We start from the raw sequence: 18,780 nt of genomic DNA on the forward strand, positions 1-18,780 counted from the left end.
GCCGCCGCGGGTCTCCCCTCTCCCTCGTGGAGAGGGGCCGGGGGTGTGGGGCGTGCAGAACTGCGACCGACGCGGACGCCGGGCTCCGGCGATGCCCGCCGGCATCGACGCCGCGCCTCGTCCTTCTCCACGAGGAAGAGGGGAACTCCCGATCGCGCGTCGTCGGCGAGGGGAGGCTTTGCCGCGTGCGCGCGACGCGCTAAACCTCGCCTCCCCACGAGGAGACCCGAGGCCGATGCTCGACGAGGCCCGCGACTACGACAGCCTGATGCGTGCGTTCCGCTGGGACGTGCCGCAGCGCTACAACATCGGCATCGACGTGTGCGACCGCTGGGCCGCCGTCGCGCCGGAGCGCGTCGCGATCATCGAGGTGGACGGCGCGGGCGGCGTCGCGCCGTGGACCTACGGGCGCCTGCGTGAGGCCTCGAACCGCCTCGCCAATGCGCTCGTCGCCCGCGGCATCGGGCCCGGCGACCGCGTCGCGATCCTGCTGCCGCAATCCGCTGCCGTCGCCGTCGCCCACATCGCGCTCTACAAGATCGGCGCGGTCGCGCTGCCGCTCGCGCTCCTGTTCGGCGTCGACGCGCTCGGCTACCGCCTGGCGGATGCCGGTGCCAAGGGCCTGATCGCGACGGGCGCCGGGATCGACAAGATCGCGGGGCTCGACCTGCCGGACCTCGCCTGCGTGCTGTGCGTCGATGGCTCCGTCTCCGGCCCGGGCCGGGAGGCGGCCTCCTTCCACGCCGCGCTCGAGGCCGCGAGCCCGGACTTCGCGGCGCGCGACACCGCCGCCGACGATCCGGCGATGATGATCTACACGTCCGGCACGACGGGCCAGCCCAAGGGCGCGCTGCATGCGCACCGGGTGCTGCTCGGCCATCTGCCGGGCGTGCAGATGCACCACGAATTCCTGCCGCGGAAGCGGGATCGCCTTTGGACCCCGGCGGACTGGGCCTGGGCGGGCGGTCTCCTCAACGTGCTGCTGCCGGGCCTGCACTTCGGCGTGCCGGTCGTCGCGCGCAAGTTCGAGAAGTTCGAGCCCGACGCGGCATGGCGGCTCCTGGTCGAGCAGGAGGTCGCCAACGCCTTCATTCCGCCGACCGCTCTGCGCATGCTGCGCGCCGCCGGAAAGCCTCCCGCGGGCCTCGCGCTGCGCACCGTCGGCTCGGGCGGCGAGGCGCTGGGCGCCGAGACCTTCGCCTGGGGCCGCGAGGCGCTGGGGCTGACGATCAACGAGTTCTTCGGCCAGACCGAGTGCAACCTCGTGCTCTCGTCCTGCGCCGCCATCGGGGTCGCCCGCGCCGGCGCCATCGGCAAGGCGGTGCCCGGGCACGTCGTCGCCGTCATCCGCGAGGACGGCACGGTCTGCGACCCGGAGGAGCCCGGGCAGATCGCGGTCCGCCGCCCCGACCCGGTGATGTTCCTCGGCTACTGGAAGCGCGAGGAGGCGACCCGCGCGAAGTTCGTCGGGGACTGGATGACGACCGGCGACCAGGGTGTCGCCGACGCGGACGGCTACGTGCGCTTCGTCGGGCGCGACGACGATCTCATCACCTCGGCGGGCTACCGCATCGGTCCCGCCGAGATCGAGGATTGCCTGCTGCGCCACCCCGCGGTCTCCCTCGCCGCGGTCGTCGGCAAGCCGGACCCGGTGCGCACGCAGATCGTCAAGGCCTTCGTCGTGCCGCGCGAGGGCGTTGCGCCGTCGGACGCGCTCGTCGAGGACATCCGCGCCTTCGTGCGCACCCGGCTGTCGGCACACGAGTACCCGCGCGAGATCGTCTTCCGCGACAGCCTCCCGCTCACCACGACCGGCAAGGTGATCCGCCGGCTCCTGCGCGACGAGGCCTGACGGCCGCCGCGGCCCGTCCGCCTCCACCGCCAGCCACGCGCAAGCTCGAAAGCGTCTCATCCTGGGCAAGGATCCTCATCTTGCCTCACGGAGACGCGGACATGAGCCTCTACGGAGTGATGCGCACGGGCGTGTCGGGCATGGCGGCGCAGTCGTCGAAGCTCGCGACCGTCGCCGACAACATCGCCAACGCGAACACCAACGGCTACAAGCGGGCGCAGACCGAGTTCTCCTCGCTGATCCTCGGCAACTCGTCGGGCCAGTACACGTCCGGCGGCGTCACGCCCACCGTGCGCTACGCGATCAGCCAGCAGGGGGCGCAGGTCTTCACGACCTCCTCCACCGACCTCGCGATCAACGGCCGCGGCTTCTTCGTCGTCTCCGACGGCAACGGCACGCCCTACCTGACCCGCGCCGGCTCCTTCGTGCCCAACGGCGAGGGCGAGCTCGTCAATGCGGCGGGGTTCAAGCTGATGGGCCAGCGCATCGACGGCGCGACGCCAGCGATCGTGGTCAACGACCTCCAGGGGCTCCAGGCTGTGAACATCGGCCAGACGGCGCTCGAGGCGACCGCCTCCACGGCGGGCACCTTCGCGGCGAACCTCGATTCCAACGCCGACGCCATCGCCGCCCCGGCGACACTGCCCTCGGGCAACGCCGCGACCGCCGCCTACGAGTCGACCTCCTCGCTCGTCGCCTACGACAACCTCGGGAACGCGGTGGTGCTCGACGTCTACTTCGCCAAGACCGGCCCGAACACGTGGGAAGCCACGGTGTTCAACCGCGCCGACGCGCCCGCCGGCGGGGGCTTCCCCTACGGCGCCGGCCCGCTCGACACGGTCGCGCTGACCTTCGACCCCGCCGACGGCCGGGTGACCGGCGCGCCGGCGCTGAACATCGCGATCCCCGGCGGCCAGCCGCTGGCGCTCGACCTGTCGCAGATGACGCAGGTCGGCGCCGACTACACGGTGATGCGGGCCTCGGTGAACGGCAACGCGCCCTCGGCCATCCGCGACGTCGAGATCTCCGACGACGGCATCGTCTACGCCGTCTTCGAGAACGGCGAGCGTCGGGCCACCTGGCAATTGCCGCTCGCGGACGTGACGAGCCCGGACAACCTGATCCCGCAGGCCGGCAACGTCTACTCCCTCGGCCTCGAGTCGGGCGATGTGAAGCTCGGCGCGGCGGGGCAGGGCGGGCTCGGCGGCATCGTCTCGGGCGCGCTCGAGCAGTCCAACGTCGACCTCGCCGCGGAGCTGACCTCGATGATCGAGAGCCAGCGCAGCTACACCGCCAACTCCAAGGTCTTCCAGACCGGCTCCGAGCTGCTCGACGTGCTCGTCAACCTGAAGCGCTGACCGCGCCGGCGCCGTCGTCGCCCACGGCGTCCTCTCGCACCGAGGCCCCCCGATGTCCCTCTCGCTCGCGCTCAACTCCGCCCAGACCGCGCTCTCCGTCACCTCGCAGCAGACGGCGATCACCGCGCGCAACATCACCGGGGCGAACGATCCGTTCTATTCGCGCAAGACCGCCAACGTCGCGACGACCGGCCTCGGCTCGACGTATGTCGCCTCGATCGGCCGCGCGCAGGACCAGGCGCTCTACGCCCGCATGCTCGAGGCCCGCTCGGACGCGGCGGCGCGCACGGCCCATCTCGACGGGCTCGAGCGCCTCGCGCAGACGATCGGCGATCCGCAGGACGACTACTCGGTCGCCGGCGCGCTCGGCGCCTTCCAGAACGCGCTGCAGATGCACGCCGACGGGCCGAGCGATCCGATCCTCGCCGGCGCCGTGCTCGGTCGCGCGCAGGACCTCGCCGAGCGGCTCAACCAGGCGACGCAGACCGTCCAGGCGGCCCGTGCCACGGCCGACGGCGAGATGGCGACGTCGGTCGCGACGATCAACGACCTGCTCGCGCGCTTCGAGACCGTCAACCGCGCCGTCGTCGCCGGCACCGCGGCGGGCACCGACGTCACCGATCACCTCGACACGCGCGCGAAGATCCTCACCGAGCTGTCGCAGGAGATCGGCGTGACCACGATCACGCGCGGCGACAACGACATGGTGATCTACACCGACTCCGGCGTCACCCTGTTCGAGAAGACGGCGCGGCCCGTCACCTTCGCGCGCACGTTCGCCTACGATGCCGGGATCGACGGGCAGGCGGTCTTCGCCGACGGCGTGCCGATCACCGGGCCGAACGCCACGATGGCGATCAAGTCCGGCGCGCTCTTCGGCCACGCGACCCTGCGCGACGAGACGAGCGGCGTCTACCAGAAGCAGCTCGACGAGATCGCCCGCGGCCTCATTCTCGCCACCGCCGAGACCGACCAGCTCAACACGCCGGCGGTGCTCGCGCCCCTCGCGGGCCTGTTCACCTGGGACGGCGGCCCCGCGCTGCCACCGGGCACGACGGCGATGGACAACCTCTCCGCGCGCATCCGCGTCAACCCCGGCGTCGACCCGGCGCAGGGCGGCGACCTGACCGCGATCCGCGACGGCGGCATCAACGGCGCGGCCTACGACTACAACCCCGCCGACGCCGCGTCGTACTCCGGCCGGCTCCAAGGCTTGCTCGGCGCGCTCGACGCGCAGCAGCCCTTCGACGCGACGGCGGGCGTCAACCCGGACACCACGCTCGCGCGATTCGCGGCGGGCTCGGTCGGCTGGCTCGAGGCCGCGCGCAAGCAGGCCGACGCCGAGGCGACCTACCAGACCACCTTCCTGGAGCGCACCCAGGAGAGCCTCTCCAACGAGACCGGCGTCAACCTCGACGAAGAGCTCGCCCTGATGCTCGAGCTCGAGCGCAGCTACGGCGCATCGGCCCGGATCATCTCCGCCGTCGACGCCATGCTCGCCTCGCTCCTGCAAGCCGTGAGGTAAGATCCGATGAAGACCTCCTTCGTCTCCACGCTCGGCGTCTCCAACGCCACCCGGCTCTCGCTGGTCAAGAGCCAGTCCGAGCTCGCCCGCGCCTCGCACGAGCTCTCGTCGGGCCGCCACGCCGACGTCGGGCTGACGCTCGGCGCGCGCACCGGGCAATCGGTCGAGCTGCGCCAGGAGCTCGCCCGCATCGAGACCATCCTCGACACGAACGGTCTCGTCTCGGCGCGGCTCGACACGATGCAGGCGGCGCTCTCCAACGTGCAGGGCACGGCGGAGGACTTCCTCGGCGTGCTGATCGCGGTGCGCGAGAACGCCCAGGCCGCCGAGGTGGTGGCGCCGCAGGCGGAGCTGAACCTCAAGGGCCTCGTGGGTACGCTCAACGCGAACCTCAACGGGCAGTACCTCTTCGCCGGCATCGACACCGACACGCCGCCGCTCGTGGACTACGCCGGCCCGCCGGCCTCCCCCGCGAAGGTCGCGGTGGATGCCGCCTTCCTCGGCTTCTTCGGCTTCGACCAGGACGACCCGGGCGTGGCCGGAATCACGCAGGCGCAGATGGCGACCTTCGTCGACACGCAGCTCGCCCCGCTCTTCGCCGACCCGCAATGGGGCACGATCTGGTCGAGCGCGTCCGACGAGAACCTGTCGAGCCGCATCTCCGGCAACGAGGTGATCGCCACCTCGGCCAACGCCAACGAGCAGCCCTTCCGCGATCTCGCCATGGCCTACACGATGCTCGTCGGTCTCGGCGGCGACGGGCTCGCCCAGCCCGCCTACCGCGAGCTGGTCGAGCGCTCCATCGGCCTAGTCGGCGGGGCGATGCAGGACGTCACCACCGTGCAGGCGCGCCTGGGCGTCGCCCAGAACCGCGTCGCGGACGCCACCGAGCGCATGGGCATCCAGCGCGACATCCTCACGAGGCAGGTCACCGGCCTCGAGAACGTCGACCCCTACGAGGCCGCCACCCGCGTCAACGCGCTGATGTCCCAGGTCGAGGTCTCCTACGCGCTCACCGCGCGCATCCGCGAGATGAGCCTGCTCAACTACCTCTGACGCCCAACCGAAAGAGGCGACGATGTACCAGTTCTCCTACGCAGAGATCGTCGAGGACACGTTCTCGGATACGCGCGCCCGCGAGCGCGAGGCGGTGGAGCAGGCGATCGGCCTGCTGCGCCGGGCGCAGGCGGCGGGCGCCGCCTCGCGCGAGACCGTCGAGGCGCTGCACTTCACGCGCCAGCTCTGGGCGATCCTGATCGAGGACCTCGCCAGCGCCGAGAACGACCTGCCGCAGAAGCTGCGCGCCGACCTGATCTCCATCGGCCTGTGGGTCATGCGCGAGGCGGAGGCGATCCGCATGGGCCAGACGGAGGACTTCTCCGCCATCATCGAGGTCAACCAGACGATCGCGGAGGGCCTGCGATGAGCCGCACCATGCGCCTGTCCCTGCGTGCCGGCGAGCGCGTGTGGATCAACGGGGCCGTCGTGCGCGCCGAGCGCAAGACCACGCTCGAGATCCTCAACGACGCCACCTTCCTGCTCGAGAGCCACGTGCTCCAGCCCGACGAGACCACGACGCCGCTGCGCCAGCTCTACTTCGCGGTGCAGACGACCTTCATCGACCCCAAGGCCGCCGGCGAGGCGCAGGCGCTGTTCGAGCGCTGGCTCGCCGCCGCGCTGCGCACCTTCGCGAGCCCCGAGATCCTCCAGGGCCTCGTCACCGTCCGCGACCAGATGGCGGCGGGCCGCCGGCTCGACGCCATGAAGACCCTGCGCGCGCTCTTCCCCGCCGAGGACGCGATCCTCGCCCTGCCTGCGGCGCGCCGCAGCGCCGCCTGACCTCCCACCCGATCGGAGCCAGAGAGATGGACGTCGCCTCCGCCACCGCCGCGCAGCCCGGCGCCCCCCCCGACAGCCCCGGCCGCGCCGCGGGCGCCGGCGGCGCGGGCAGCATGGACTACGACAGCTTCCTGCGCCTGCTCATCGCGCAGATGAAGAACCAGGACCCCCTGAACCCCATGGACCCGTCGGAGCAGGTCGCACAGCTCGCCACCTTCTCCATGGTCGAGCAGGCGATCATGACCAACAAGAAGCTCGACGGCCTGCTCTCCGCCACCTCCCTCGCCCAGGCGAGCGACCTGATCGGCCGCACGGCGACCTCCGCGGACGGCGCGATCTCGGGCGAGATCACCGGCGTGCGCCTGACCGACCAGGGCCCGCTCGCCACGCTCTCGGGGGGCGAGACGCTGCTCGTCGGCCCCGGCGTGAGGCTCGGCTGATGAACGCGGTGGACGCGCTCGACCTCGTCCAGGCCGCGATCTGGACCGTCATCGTCGCCTCCGGCCCGGCGGTGGCCGTGGCGATGGGGGTCGGCATCGTCATCGCGCTCGGCCAGGCGCTGACCCAGATCCAGGAGATGACGCTCACCTTCATCCCGAAGATCGTCGCCATCCTCCTGATGATCCTCCTCACCGCCCCCTTCATGGGCGCGCAGCTCTTCACCTTCACGGAGAGCGTCTACGGGCGCATCGAGACGGGGTTCTGATGCGGTGTGCGCTCTTCCCTCTCCCGGATGGGAGAGGGGATCTCGCGAGGGCCGCCGTCAGGCCGCGGACACGGTCCGCGCGGGTGCCGCGTTGCAGCGGCCGAGCCTGCGGTAGAGCTCCAGCGCGATCGCGGGGGCCTCGGCGCGGCCGAACAGGAAGCCCTGGCCGAGCGTGCAGCCCATGTCGCGCAGGTCCTCCGCCTGGCGCATCGTCTCGATGCCCTCGGCGATGAGGTTGAGCGAGAGGCCGCGGGAGATGGCGAGCAGCGCGTCGACGATGGTGCGCGCCCGCGGGTCCGTGCCCATGCGCGAGACGAAGGCGCGGTCGATCTTGATGACGTCGACCGGCAGCTCCAGCAGGTGCGTCAGCGAGGCGAAGCCGGTGCCGAAATCGTCGAGGGCGAGGCGCACGCCCCGGCGCTTGAGGGCGGCGAGCGTCGTCGTCACCGCCCGGTCGCCGGCACGCATCACCGCGTTCTCGGTGATCTCGACGGCGAGGCGCGAGGGGGCGATCCCGGCGCGCTCGCACGCGCGGGCGAGGCGCCGGTCGAGGCCGCCGCGGGCGAGGTCGAAGGCGGTGACGTTGATGCCGATCGTCGGCGCGCCGACGCCGGCGTCGTCCCAGGCGCGGATCGTCGCCGCCACCCGCGCGAGCGTCGCGTCGGTGATGGCGCAGGCGATGCCCGCGTCGTCGAGGGCCGCCTGGAAGGCACCGGCGCTGACGACGACCCCGTCGTCGCGGCGCATGCGCGCGAGCGCCTCCATGGCGACGATGCGCCCGTCGGAGAGGTCGACGATCGGCTGCAGCCAGGTCGTCATCCGCTCGTCCGCCAGCGCCGCGCCCACCTCGCGGATGGCCTCGAGGCGCGAGCCGATGGCGGTGCGCATGCCCTCCTTGTACATGAGGTAGCTGCCGCGCCGCTCGGCCTTGGCGTGATAGAGCGCGAGATCGGCCTTGCGCCGCAGCTCGCAGGACTCCTTGTCGATGGCCGCGCCGATCGTCACGCTCGGCGCCCCGAGGGCGGTGGCGTCCTGCGGAAGCGCGCGCAGGCGCCGGAAGATCGACGAGGCGAGCGCGCGCAGCGCCTGCGGCGTGGCGGCATCGGGGCGCAGGAGCGCGAACTCGTCGCCGCCGATCCGGTAGGCGCGGATGCCGCCGTCGAGCCCCGCGAGCACCGAGGCGACCGAGGCGACGAGCGCATCCCCGGCCGCGTGGCCGAGCGTGTCGTTGACGATCTTGAGCCCGTCGACGTCCACGAGGAGCAGCCCGGTCGCGCACGGCCCGCGCCCGGCGAGCGCCCCGAGATCCTCCTCGAAGGCGGTCCGGTTGGGCAGGCCCGTGAGCTGGTCGGCCAAGGCGATGCGGCGATTGCGGGCGATGAGGAGGTCGTGCTCCATCGCGATGGAGCACAGGTGCGTGCAGCGCTCGATGATGGCGCGATGTGCCGGTGCGGGACCGCGGCATTCGCGATAGTAGAGCGCGAAGGTGCCGAGCACCCGCCCGTCCGCCCCGCGCACGGGCCGCGACCAGCAGGCGGCGACGCCGGCGTCGAGCGCGAGATGCGCGAAGCCCTCCCAGAGCGGATCGGTCGCGATGTCCTCCACGAGCACCTCGCGGCCCAGGAAGGCGGCCGTCCCGCACGAGCCGGCCCTCGGGCCGATCGGCACGCCGTCGATCGACGCGGAGTACAGCGCGGGCAGGCTCGGCGCCGCGATCGGCCGAAGCCGCCGCTCGTCGTCCACCGCCAGGACGGAGCAGGCGACCGACGAGTCGTGACCCTCCACCAGCCGGCAGAGCCGCTCCGCGAGCTCCCTCAGGGGCACGCCGCGTGCGACGAGCTCGAGGATCTCGTTCTGTATCGCCTGCAACGCCTGCATGCCGGTCCCGCAACTTTCTCTCGTGCGGCGACATCATGACCTGGAAGAGTGAAGAAAGGACTGCGCGACTTCTATGTACTCGGTTGCGAGGATGGCGCCCGAGCGACGCGGCCTCCGCCGCTGGGCGCGGGCACGCCAGTGGTGGTCGGGTAGGAGTAGGGCATGCCCCGCAGCACGCGGGCGGCGAGGAAGGCGAAGCACTCCGCCTCGACCGCGTCTCCGCGCCAGCCCACGGCCTCTGCGGGGAGCGCATCGACGCGGGCGCGCTCCGCGATCATGCGCATGAGGCTCGGGTTGCGCCGGCCACCGCCGGACACGACGAGGCGGCGCGGGCGGGCGGGAAGGCGGTCGAGCGCGCGGCCGACGGCGCCCGCGGTGAAGGCGGTGAGCGTCGCCGCGCCGTCCGCGAGCGAGAGGCCGTCCGCCATCGCCGCCTCGAAGCCGAAGCGGTCGAGGCTCTTGGGGTAGGGCGCGGCGAGATACGGGTGCTCCAGAAGGCGCGCGAGCCGGGCCTCGTCGACGGTCCCCTGCGCCCCGAGCGCGCCGTCGACGTCCATCGCCGCGCCGGTGTGGCGGGCGACCCAGTCGTTCAGCGGCGCGTTGGCGGGCCCGGTGTCGAAGGCGTGGAGCCCCCCGTCGGCGTCGCGCCAGGTGAGGTTCGCGACGCCGCCCAGGTTGAGCACGGCGGTCTCCGGCCCGGCGGCGATCGTATCGAGGAGCGCCGCGTGATAGGCCGGCGCCAGCGGTGCGCCCTGGCCGCCGGCGGCGACGTCCGCCGAGCGGAAGTCGAAGACCGTGTCGATGCCGGTGATCGCCGCCATCAGCGCCCCGTCCCCGAGCTGGCGCGTCGCGCCGGGTTTCCCCCCCGCGGGGCCGCGGTGGAGCACGGTCTGGCCGTGGAAGCCGATCGCCGCCACGTCCGACGCCGCGATGCGATTGCCCGCCAGGAAGGCGTTCACCGCCAGCGCCTGCGCGCGGGTGAGCGCGGCCTCGGCCTCGGTGAAGATCGCGGGCTGCGGGCCTTCGAAGTCCCAGGCGCGCGCGGCGGCCAGCGTCTCCTGGAGGAGGCCGCGCAGGTCGCCGCCGTAGGGCGCGAGCGTCCAGGCGCCGAAGGCCGCGATGCGCACGCCGTCGGTGTCGAGCGCGGCGATGTCGACGTTGCCGTCGAGCACGGTACCGGTCATCAGGCCGAGCGTCCAGGGCATCGCGGGTGGCTCCAGATAGATTGGCGGTGGCGGTGGTCGTCAGACGAGGAGAACGCGCTCGCGCACCACGAATCGCGAGGCGGGGTCCTCCGCACGATCCTGCACGAACAGCGCGATCTGGTCGACGAGGAGCCCCGGCTCGGAGACCCGCTCGGCATGGAGCGCCGAGAGCTCGGCCACGAGCGTCGGCACCTCGGCGGCGGGGGCGCGGCCGGTGAGAGTCAGGTGGAAGCGGAAGCGCGAGAGCACGCCGGGATAGCCCCAGCGCATCAGGTTCTCGCGCTCCACCTCCGACAGCCGCTCCGGCCGGCGCCGGGCGATCTCCGCCTCCGTCAGCGGCGCGCGGAAGGCGTCGAAGCCCGTGACGAGGGCGCGCTCGAGCGCGAGGAGCTCGGGCGTCGGCTGCGGCTCGACGAGGGCGAGGAAGGCGTTGCCGTCGGCGTCGGCGCCCACCGCTCGGACCTCGAGCCGCGGCAGCCGGAAGGCCGGGCGCCCGCCGCAGAAGTCCCGCAGCGCGCCGACGAGCGCGTCCACGTCGCGGTCCTCCGCCAGGCGGAAGGGCGGCTTCATCGTGGCGTGGAAGCCGTAGCGGCGCGGGTCCTCGGTGAGCGCGCGGAAGGCGCGCGCGTCCGCCGAGGGCGGCACGAGCTGGGGCACGTCCGCCCCGGTCTCTGCGTCCCAGCCGAGCACGGCCGAGCCGAAGCGCCAGAGCTCGGAATGTGCGGGCGGGGCGATGTAGAGGCCGTAGCGGGTGGTCATGATCCGAGCGCGGCTCCGTCCGAGCGGGGGTCGTGCGTCGCCTCGACTCGCCCATCGCGGGGATGCTTCGCGAGAAGCCCCGCGTGGCCGAGCGTGTCCGAATAGGGCGCGTCGAGCACCTCGACGCGGTGGCCGAGGCGGTCGAGGCCCGCGATCAGGCTCTCGTCGAAGCGGCTCTCCAGCTTCAGCGACGTCGAGGTCTCGCCCCAGGTACGGCCGAGCAGCCAGCGGGGCGCGTCGACCGCCTCGGCGGGAGAGGCGCCGGCGCGGTAGCGGGAGAGGACCTGCGCTTGCGTCTGCGGCTGCCCGTCGCCGCCCATGCAGCCGTAGGCCACGACGCGCCCGTCGGCGAAGCGGGCGATCGGCGGGTTCAAGGTGTGGAAGGGCTTGCGGCCCGGCGCGAGGGGGTTCGAGGCATCGTGCGCGAGCGAGAAGGCCGCGCCGCGGTTCTGCAGCGTGATGCCCGTCCCCGGCAGCACGCACCCGGACCCGTACTCCCAGTAGAGCGACTGGATGAAGGAGACGGCGAGCCCGTCCTTGTCGATCGCGCCCATCCAGATCGTGTCCGCCTCACCCCCGGCCCGCGGCCACGGGGCTGCGCGGCGCGTGGAGATCGCGGCCGCCTCGCGAGCCAGGATCGCGTCGGCGAGGAGGTCCTGCGGGTCGCCGTCGAGGAGCGCGGGGTCGAGGACGACGCGGTCGCGGATCGCGAAGGCGCGCTTGACCGATTCGACGAGGCCGTGGTGCCACGAGACCGTGTCCGGCCGCCCGAGCGCCAGCCGCTCGGCGATGCCGAGGATGGCCAGCGAGGCGAGGCCCTGGCTCGGCGGCGGCAGGTTGAAGATCTCGACGCCGGGGAGCTTCAGCGCCAGCGGGCGCACGACGCGCGCCTCGTAGCGGCGCAGGTCCGCGCGGGTCACCGGCGCGCCGATGCGCTCGAGGCCCGACGCGATCTCGCGGGCGACGTCGCCCGCGTAGAAGTCGCGCGGGCCCGCTTCCGCGAGGTAGGCGAGCGTGTCGGCGAGAACGGGGTAGCGGCGCACCGCGCCGGCCTCGGGCGGGGCGCCGTCGACGAAGTACGTCTCGCGGAATCCCGGCGCATCCTCGAGCGCGGCGCGCTCGTTGGGGCCTTTCCCGCAGGCCCAGAGCCGCGCCTCGCTGCCGGAGACGGGCACCCCCTCGCGGGCGCGGCGGATGGCGTCGGAGAGGAGCGTCGCGAGCGGCAGCCGGCCTCCGCGGGCGCGGGCGAGCTCGCCGGCGAGCCGCCAGCCGTCGACCGCGCCGGGCACGGTGAGCGCCGCGAGCGGCCCGCGGGCGGGGACGGCGTCGAGACCCCGATCATGGTAGAGCGCGGGCGTCGCGTGCGCGCCCGCGAAGCCGGCGGCGTCGATGGCGTGGACCCGTCCGTTCGGCTCGGCCACGCACCAGAAGGCGTCGCCGCCGATGCCGTTCATGTGCGGGTAGACGACCGCGATCGTCGCCGCCATGGCGATCATCGCCTCGAGCGCGTTGCCGCCCTCGATCAGGATCGCGCGGCCGGCCTCTGCCGCGGCCGCGTGCGGCGCGGCGACGGCGGCGGTGGGGAAGGTCGGCGTGTCGAGGCGCGGCATGGGGACTCCGGGCGCGCGCCGAGACGTGCGGCGCGTGCGCCGATGTCTAGCGCGCGCCGCGGCGCGTGGCGAGGGGGGAGCGCACCCTCGCCGGCCCCATCCACCTCACGCCATGTACTGCCCGCCGTTCACCGACAGCGTCGAGCCGGTGATGAAGCCCGCCTGGTCGGAGGCGAGGAAGGTCACGCAGCGGGCGATCTCCTCGGCCTCGCCGAGGCGGCCGACGGGGATCTGCGGGATGATCTTGGTGTCGAGCACCTCCTTGGGCACCGCCATCACCATCTCCGTGCCGATGTAGCCCGGCGCGATGACGTTGACCGTGATTCCCTTCGCGGCGTTCTCCTGCGCCAGCGCCTTGGCGAAGCCGATCACGCCGGCCTTGGCGGCGGAGTAGTTCGCCTGGCCCATCTGGCCCTTCTGGCCGTTGATGGAGGAGATGATGATGATGCGCCCGAACTTGCGCGCCTGCATGCCCTCGATCAGCGGCCGCGTCATCGTGAACATCGAATCGAGGTTGGTGCGCATGACCTCCGACCATTGCTCGAAGGTCATCTTGTGGAACATGCGGTCGCGGGTGATGCCCGCGTTGTTGACGAGCACGTCGACGGGGCCGAGATCGCCCTCGATCGCCTTCAGCCCGGCCTCGCAGGCGGCGGCGTCGGCGACGTCGAACTTGTAGACGGGAATGCCCGTCTCCTCCTTGAAGGCGTTCGCCTTCTCGTCGTTGCCGGCATAGGTCGCGGCGACCGAGTAGCCGGCTTCCTTCAGCCCCTTGGAGATCGCGGCCCCGATGCCGCGGGTGCCCCCGGTGACGACTGCGACGCGTGACATTGGCTCTTCCTCCCAGATGATCTCGTCTCGAACGGCCGGGTGCGGCCGGCGTGCCGCCTCCCGGCCGGGATGTCGCGCGCCGTCCTCAGCGCTCGAGGCACATGGCGACGCCCATGCCGCCGCCGATGCAGAGCGTGGCGAGGCCCTTCCTGGCGTCGCGCTTGCTCATCTCGAACAGGAGCGTGGTCAGCACGCGCGCGCCGGACGCGCCGATCGGGTGGCCGATGGCGATGGCGCCGCCGTTGACGTTCACGATCTGCGGGTCCCAGCCCATGTCCTTGTTGACCGCGAGCGCCTGGGCGGCGAAGGCCTCGTTGGCCTCGACGAGGTCGAGGTCCTGCACCTTCCAGCCCGCCTTCTCCAGCGCCTTGCGCGAGGAGGGGATCGGCCCCGTGCCCATCACCGCCGGGTCGACGCCCGCCGTCGCCCAGGAGGCGATGCGCGCGAGCGGGGTGAGCCCGCGGCGCTCGGCCTCCGCCGCCGTCATGATCACGAGGGCGGCCGCGCCGTCGTTGATGCCGGACGCGTTGCCTGCGGTGACGGTGCCGTCCTTCGAGAAGGCGGGCTTGAGCTTGGCGACCGCCTCCATCGTCGTGCCGTGACGCGGGTATTCGTCGGCGGCGATCACGGTCTCGCCCTTGCGGGTCTTCACCGTGAAGGCGACGATCTCGTCGTCGAAGCGCCCGGCCTTCTGCGCGGCCTCGGCCTTGTTCTGCGAGGCCACCGCGAAGGCGTCCTGCTCCTCGCGGGTGAGCTGCCAGCGGGTGGCGACGTTCTCGGCGGTGTTGCCCATGTGGTAGCCGTGGAAGGCGTCCATCAGGCCGTCCTTGAGCATCGTGTCGACGAGCTTGAGCTCACCCATCTTGGTGCCCGCGCGCATGTGCGCGGCGTGGGGCGCCATCGACATGCTCTCCTGGCCGCCGGCCACCACGATCTTCGCGTCGCCGGTGGCGATCTGCTGCATGCCGAGCGCCACCGCGCGCAGGCCCGAGCCGCAGAGCTGGTTGATTCCGAAGGCGGTCGCCTCTTGCGGGATGCCGGCCTTCATCGCGGCCTGGCGGGCGGGGTTCTGGCCCTCCCCGCCGGCGAGGATCTGGCCGAGGATGATCTCGTCGACCTCCGCGCCGTCGACGCCCGCCCGCTCCAGTGCGCCCTTGACGGCGGCGGCGCCGAGCTCGTGGGCGGGCACGGCCGCGAAGGCGCCGTTGAAGGCTCCGACCGGCGTGCGCGCGGCGGAGACGATGACGATGTCCTGAGCGGCCATGGCGATCCTTCCTCGTGTTCTCTGGCGGCGCCGGGGACGCGCCGGTCTTCCGGGCTATCGAAACGGAGGACGCGCTCCAGTCAAGGCCGTGCAAGCACGCACGTCCCGTGGCGCGAGCCTCGGCGGTGCGCGCCGGGGTGCGGTGCGAAATAGCTGTTTCGGAGGCGGCGCGAAGCTTCTAAGGTTTCGTCGTGGGGAAACGCCCGGCGGGCCGGTCAGACGAATTGACGAGGCGGGCCCGAGGCGAACGTGCAGCGCGAACGACCCGGCGAACGACCCGGGGTGTCGAGTGACGAGGGCGCCATGGCCAGCGACGAGAAGCAGCCGACCGTCATCAAGAAATACGCCAACCGCAGGCTCTATCACACGGGGACCTCGACCTACGTGACCCTCGAGGATCTCGGCCGGATGGTGCGCGAGGGGGAGGACTTCGCGGTCACCGACGCGAAGACCGGCGAGGACATCACCCGCTCGGTGCTCACCCAGATCATCTTCGAGCAGGAGAACAAGGAGGGCGCGCAGACCATGCTGCCGATCGCCTTCCTGCGCCAGCTGATCCGGCTCTACGGCGATTCGATGCAGGCCGTCGTGCCGGCCTATCTCGAGTTCTCGATGGAGAGCTTCCTGCGCGAGCAGGCGAAGCTGCGCGAGCAGGTGACCACCGCCTTCGGCGGCAAGGCCTTCGGCTCGCTCGAGGAGCAGGTGCGCGCCAACATGAGCCTGTTCTCCGACGCGATGCGGATGTTCTCCCCATTCCCCGGCGTGCGCGCCGAGGCGATGAAGCGCCACGTCGACGCGGCGGGGGAGGGCGGCGCCACGACCGGCGTGGGCAAGCCCGCCGAGGGATCCGCCCGCGAGCTCGACGACCTCAAGGCCCAGATGGCCGAGATGCAGGCGAAGCTGCGGGAGATCACCGACAAGGGGTGAGAAGCGGGGAGCGGAAGCGTGTCTCGCAGGAACGCGTTCGCCGCATTCGGCACCAGAGCGAGGAACGACCGCTGGAGCTGGTCGGCTCGCAGCGACGACGGTCGCACGGTCGTCGTCGTGCTGTGGCAGGACTACTTCACCTCCGAAGCCGGACGGCGGGTCTACGAGCGACCCGGCTTCGACCCGAAATACGTCGATGCGCGCCTGGGCTTCCGCGAGTTGATGGACAACCTCGCCTGGGCACGCGATCATTGCGACGGGCGTTTTCACGTCGTCGTCGCCATCGCGAAGGACTGCAAGGCCGAGCCGCGCTCGATCCAGGAGTGCTTCGCGTCCAAGTTGGTGATGGAGCTCACGCATCTGGACGCGGCGACCGGCGCGTTCCGCGCGGTGTCGGTTTCGTCGTGACGGTTACGGTGGCCGCGCGCCCTGCTGCGCATTTGACAGCGCCGCCGCCGCCGTGGAACACGTCTCGCGACCAGTCGAACACGCGAGACGAGCGCCACACGCATGACCGTCAGGCTGCACCGCGGGGACCTGCCCGCCTCCTGGGAACCCGGGACCGCCATCGCGGTCGACACCGAGACGCTCGGGCTCAATCCGCTGCGCGACCGCTTGTGCGTCGTGCAGGTCTCGCGGGGGGACGGCGACGCCGACGTCGTGCAGATCCTGCGAGACGGCCCGCGCCCGGAGCGGCTCGCGGCCGTGATGGCGGACGCGAGCGTGCTCAAGGTCTTCCATTTCGCCCGCTTCGACCTCGCCGTGCTCGAGCACGCGCTCGGCACGATGCCGGGCCCGGTCTACTGCACCAAGATCGCGTCCAAGCTGGTGCGCACCTATACCGACCGCCACGGGCTCAAGGACCTCGTGCGCGAGCTCCTCGGCCAGGAGATCTCCAAGCAGCAGCAGAGCTCGGACTGGGGCGCCGAGACGCTCACCCAGGCCCAGATCGAGTATGCCGCCTCCGACGTTCTGCACCTGCACGCGCTCAAGGGCCAGCTCGACCTCAGGCTCGACCGCGAGGGCCGCACCGCGCTGGCGCAGGCCTGCTTCGACTTCCTGCCGACGCGCGCGCGGCTCGATCTCCTCGGCTGGCCGGAGACGGATGTCTTCGCCCATTCCTGACGACCCCGTCCCGGCCTCGCACACGTGCCGTTTGCGCGCTCTCGCGGGGGAAGGCATAAGACGACGCGCGGCCAGCCTCATCTTCGCCACCTGCGCGGGGGATGAGGCGGCCTCCGTACCGCCTCGAGGGGTTCTCGAGGGACATCCTGGGGACCGCGCGTGCACGCGAGAGCACCCACCGACCTGCAGACCGCATCGGCGCCCGCCCGCGGGCGCCGCAGCTACGCGCGCGCGCTGACGCATTCGCGGCGTGTGCGCTTCCTCAAGCGCGCGATCCCCGTCGGCGCCGCGGCGGCGGTGGTCCTCGTCATGACCATCACGCTGTTCAACCCCTTCGCCTCCCGCGGCGGGCTGTCGATCGGCCCCGTGAACGTCTCGGGCACGCGGATCGTCATGGACAGCCCCCGCCTCTCCGGCTTCCAGGACGATACCCGGCCCTACGAGGTCACCGCGACCGAGGCCTCCCAGGACGTGCGCACGCCCCATCTCGTCGATCTCGTCGACCTGCGCGCCCGGGTCTCCGTCGACGACACGGGCAACGTCGTTCGCGTCGAGGCGGCGACTGGGCGCTTCGACACGCAGGTCGAGCTCCTCACGCTCCATGAGGACGTGCGCGTCACCTCGACGCTCGGCTACACCGCCGACCTGCGCTCCGCGACGGTGGACTTCGCCGCCGGCACCGTCGTCTCCGAGGAGCCGGTGCGAGTCGGCGTCGGCTCGGGCGTGATCGAGGCGCAGACGCTGTCGCTGAGCGGCGGCGGCGACGTCATCACGTTCGTCGGCGGTGTCACCTCGACCTTCCTCCTGGGCGCCGAGGGCGATCCCGAGGCGGAGCGCGCCGCGGCCGCGGCCCTTGCCGAGCCGATGCCCGCCGAGCCGATGCCCGCAGAGCCGCTCCCCGCCGAGGTGCGCAGGGTGAGCCCGTGACCGACACGATCCTGTCCAGCACCCAGCCACAGGGAGCCGCCTCCGTGCGTCGTTCGTCCCCTCTCGCCGCGTCGCTCCTCGCCGGGGCCGGTCTCGCGCTCGTCGTGCTCGTCGCTGTCTCGCCGCCGCCCGCGCTGGCGCAGCAGGAGCCGGAGCCCCGCACCGGCGCCTTCGCCGGGCTCGGCTCGGGCTCCCAGGAGCCGATCCGCATCGACGCCGACCGCCTCGACGTGTTCGAGCGCGAGAGCCGCGCGGTCTACCAGGGCAACGTCGTCGCCGTGCAGGGCGACACCACGATGCGCTGCTCGGAGCTGACGATCTTCTTCCACCGGGCGGAGGAGGGCGCGCCCGCGGCGGGCGGTGCTGCGGCCGGCCAGGCGCCGGGGGAGGGGACCGAATCGATCGACCGGATCGAGTGCGAGGGGCCCGTCACGATCCTCTCGCAGGACCAGGTGGCGACCGGGGCGCGGGCGGTCTACGACCGGACGGCGGGTGAGGTCGTGCTGACCGGCGACGTGGCGCTCAGCCAGGGGCAGAACGTGACGCGGGGCGAGCGGCTCGTCTACGACGTGGACGCGGGGGTGGCCAACATCGAGGCCGGCGCCGCGCAGCGCGTGCGCGGGCTTTTCGTGCCCGGCGGCGGGCAGTAGAACCGGGCGGGCCCGAGCAGGTCCGAGAGCGCCCGGGGTTCGGGGCAGGGGAAGGGTTCGCGCGTGGATCAGAGGCGGCCGCAGACGACGGGGACGCACGGCGACGGCGCAGGGCCGGCGCGCCCGCACGACGTGCCCGATCCCGGCCGCGCCGGGCCGGCGCAGGAAGCCTGGGATCAGGACGGGTGGCCGCAGGAGGATTGGCCCCCGCAGGACGACTGGCGCGGGCAAGCGGGCGCGGTCGACGGCGTGCCGGATGACCCGTACGACCCCGTCGACGACTGGAGCCGGCCCGAGCCGGACTGGAGCGCGCTCGAGGAGCCT

19 protein-coding genes are annotated in these 18,780 nt (G+C 72.5%); 13 read left to right on the forward strand and 6 right to left on the reverse strand.

Annotated elements, in window-relative coordinates; translation table 11 throughout:
• Positions 1 to 235 precede the first annotated feature (235 nt).
• The 8 genes from ACTZWW_RS18040 (at position 236) to fliQ (ending at position 7,280) form a co-directional block, all read left to right on the forward strand.
• Entirely contained in the window at positions 236 to 1,852 is a 1,617-nt protein-coding gene (locus tag ACTZWW_RS18040) for an AMP-binding protein (protein WP_444782360.1), read from the forward strand.
• A 101-nt stretch (positions 1,853 to 1,953) separates the two neighbouring features.
• A complete protein-coding gene (locus ACTZWW_RS18045) occupies positions 1,954 to 3,210 on the forward strand; it encodes a flagellar hook protein FlgE (protein ID WP_444782361.1) in 1,257 nt (418 codons plus the stop codon).
• Positions 3,211 to 3,262: 52 nt separating this feature from the next.
• A complete protein-coding gene (flgK, locus tag ACTZWW_RS18050) occupies positions 3,263 to 4,735 on the forward strand; it encodes a flagellar hook-associated protein FlgK (RefSeq protein WP_444782362.1) in 1,473 nt (490 codons plus the stop codon).
• 6 nt (positions 4,736 to 4,741) lie between these two features.
• Positions 4,742 to 5,791, forward strand: coding sequence for a flagellar hook-associated family protein (locus tag ACTZWW_RS18055; RefSeq protein WP_444782363.1), 1,050 nt, complete (start codon positions 4,742 to 4,744; stop codon positions 5,789 to 5,791).
• 22 nt (positions 5,792 to 5,813) lie between these two features.
• A complete protein-coding gene (flaF, locus tag ACTZWW_RS18060) occupies positions 5,814 to 6,161 on the forward strand; it encodes a flagellar biosynthesis regulator FlaF (RefSeq protein WP_444782364.1) in 348 nt (115 codons plus the stop codon).
• Positions 6,158 to 6,574, forward strand: coding sequence for a flagellar biosynthesis repressor FlbT (gene flbT / locus ACTZWW_RS18065; protein ID WP_444782365.1), 417 nt, complete (start codon positions 6,158 to 6,160; stop codon positions 6,572 to 6,574). The genes flaF and flbT overlap by 4 nt, the downstream gene beginning before the upstream one ends.
• A gap of 26 nt (positions 6,575 to 6,600) precedes the next feature.
• A complete protein-coding gene (flgD, locus tag ACTZWW_RS18070; protein ID WP_444782366.1) occupies positions 6,601 to 7,014 on the forward strand; it encodes a flagellar hook assembly protein FlgD in 414 nt (137 codons plus the stop codon).
• Positions 7,014 to 7,280 (forward strand): flagellar biosynthesis protein FliQ, encoded by a 267-nt coding sequence (gene fliQ / locus ACTZWW_RS18075; protein WP_444782367.1) that lies wholly within the window; start codon positions 7,014 to 7,016, stop codon positions 7,278 to 7,280. Before flgD ends, fliQ begins: the two co-directional genes overlap by 1 nt.
• Positions 7,281 to 7,337: 57 nt before the next feature.
• Here fliQ and ACTZWW_RS18080 read toward each other — a convergent pair whose 3' ends face one another.
• The 6 genes from ACTZWW_RS18080 to ACTZWW_RS18105 all read right to left on the reverse strand — a co-directional run bounded on the left by ACTZWW_RS18080 (position 7,338) and on the right by ACTZWW_RS18105 (position 14,827).
• Positions 7,338 to 9,158, reverse strand: a complete 1,821-nt coding sequence (locus ACTZWW_RS18080; protein ID WP_444782368.1) for a putative bifunctional diguanylate cyclase/phosphodiesterase — start codon at positions 9,156 to 9,158, stop codon at positions 7,338 to 7,340.
• Positions 9,159 to 9,229: 71 nt separating this feature from the next.
• Entirely contained in the window at positions 9,230 to 10,363 is a 1,134-nt protein-coding gene (locus ACTZWW_RS18085) for an anhydro-N-acetylmuramic acid kinase (protein ID WP_444782369.1), read from the reverse strand.
• A 39-nt stretch (positions 10,364 to 10,402) separates the two neighbouring features.
• Positions 10,403 to 11,122 carry a DUF1045 domain-containing protein gene (locus tag ACTZWW_RS18090; RefSeq protein ID WP_444782370.1) on the reverse strand — a complete coding sequence of 240 codons (720 nt, stop codon included), beginning with the start codon at positions 11,120 to 11,122 and terminating at the stop codon, positions 10,403 to 10,405.
• Positions 11,119 to 12,732 carry a gamma-glutamyltransferase family protein gene (locus ACTZWW_RS18095; protein WP_444782371.1) on the reverse strand — a complete coding sequence of 538 codons (1,614 nt, stop codon included), beginning with the start codon at positions 12,730 to 12,732 and terminating at the stop codon, positions 11,119 to 11,121. The genes ACTZWW_RS18090 and ACTZWW_RS18095 overlap by 4 nt, the downstream gene beginning before the upstream one ends.
• Positions 12,733 to 12,837: 105 nt before the next feature.
• Positions 12,838 to 13,563, reverse strand: a complete 726-nt coding sequence (gene phbB, locus ACTZWW_RS18100) for an acetoacetyl-CoA reductase (protein WP_444782372.1) — start codon at positions 13,561 to 13,563, stop codon at positions 12,838 to 12,840.
• Positions 13,564 to 13,648: 85 nt separating this feature from the next.
• Positions 13,649 to 14,827, reverse strand: coding sequence for an acetyl-CoA C-acetyltransferase (locus ACTZWW_RS18105; RefSeq protein WP_444782373.1), 1,179 nt, complete (start codon positions 14,825 to 14,827; stop codon positions 13,649 to 13,651).
• Positions 14,828 to 15,130: 303 nt separating this feature from the next.
• Between ACTZWW_RS18105 and phaR the strand changes: the two genes are divergently transcribed.
• The 5 genes from phaR to ACTZWW_RS18130 all read left to right on the forward strand — a co-directional run bounded on the left by phaR (position 15,131) and on the right by ACTZWW_RS18130 (position 18,456).
• Positions 15,131 to 15,754, forward strand: coding sequence for a polyhydroxyalkanoate synthesis repressor PhaR (gene phaR / locus ACTZWW_RS18110; RefSeq protein ID WP_444782374.1), 624 nt, complete (start codon positions 15,131 to 15,133; stop codon positions 15,752 to 15,754).
• Positions 15,755 to 15,772: 18 nt separating this feature from the next.
• Positions 15,773 to 16,162 carry a hypothetical protein gene (locus ACTZWW_RS18115; protein WP_444782375.1) on the forward strand — a complete coding sequence of 130 codons (390 nt, stop codon included), beginning with the start codon at positions 15,773 to 15,775 and terminating at the stop codon, positions 16,160 to 16,162.
• Positions 16,163 to 16,264: 102 nt separating this feature from the next.
• Entirely contained in the window at positions 16,265 to 16,879 is a 615-nt protein-coding gene (locus ACTZWW_RS18120) for a ribonuclease D (protein WP_444782376.1), read from the forward strand.
• A gap of 159 nt (positions 16,880 to 17,038) precedes the next feature.
• Positions 17,039 to 17,806, forward strand: coding sequence for a hypothetical protein (locus ACTZWW_RS18125; protein WP_444782377.1), 768 nt, complete (start codon positions 17,039 to 17,041; stop codon positions 17,804 to 17,806).
• 44 nt (positions 17,807 to 17,850) lie between these two features.
• Complete coding sequence (locus ACTZWW_RS18130; RefSeq protein ID WP_444782378.1) at positions 17,851 to 18,456, forward strand: LptA/OstA family protein; 606 nt, start codon at positions 17,851 to 17,853, stop codon at positions 18,454 to 18,456.
• The last annotated feature ends 324 nt before the right edge of the window (positions 18,457 to 18,780 follow it).

The sequence above is a fragment of the Salinarimonas sp. NSM genome (assembly GCF_052380005.1).
In the GTDB taxonomy this organism is placed as follows: domain Bacteria; phylum Pseudomonadota; class Alphaproteobacteria; order Rhizobiales; family Beijerinckiaceae; genus Salinarimonas.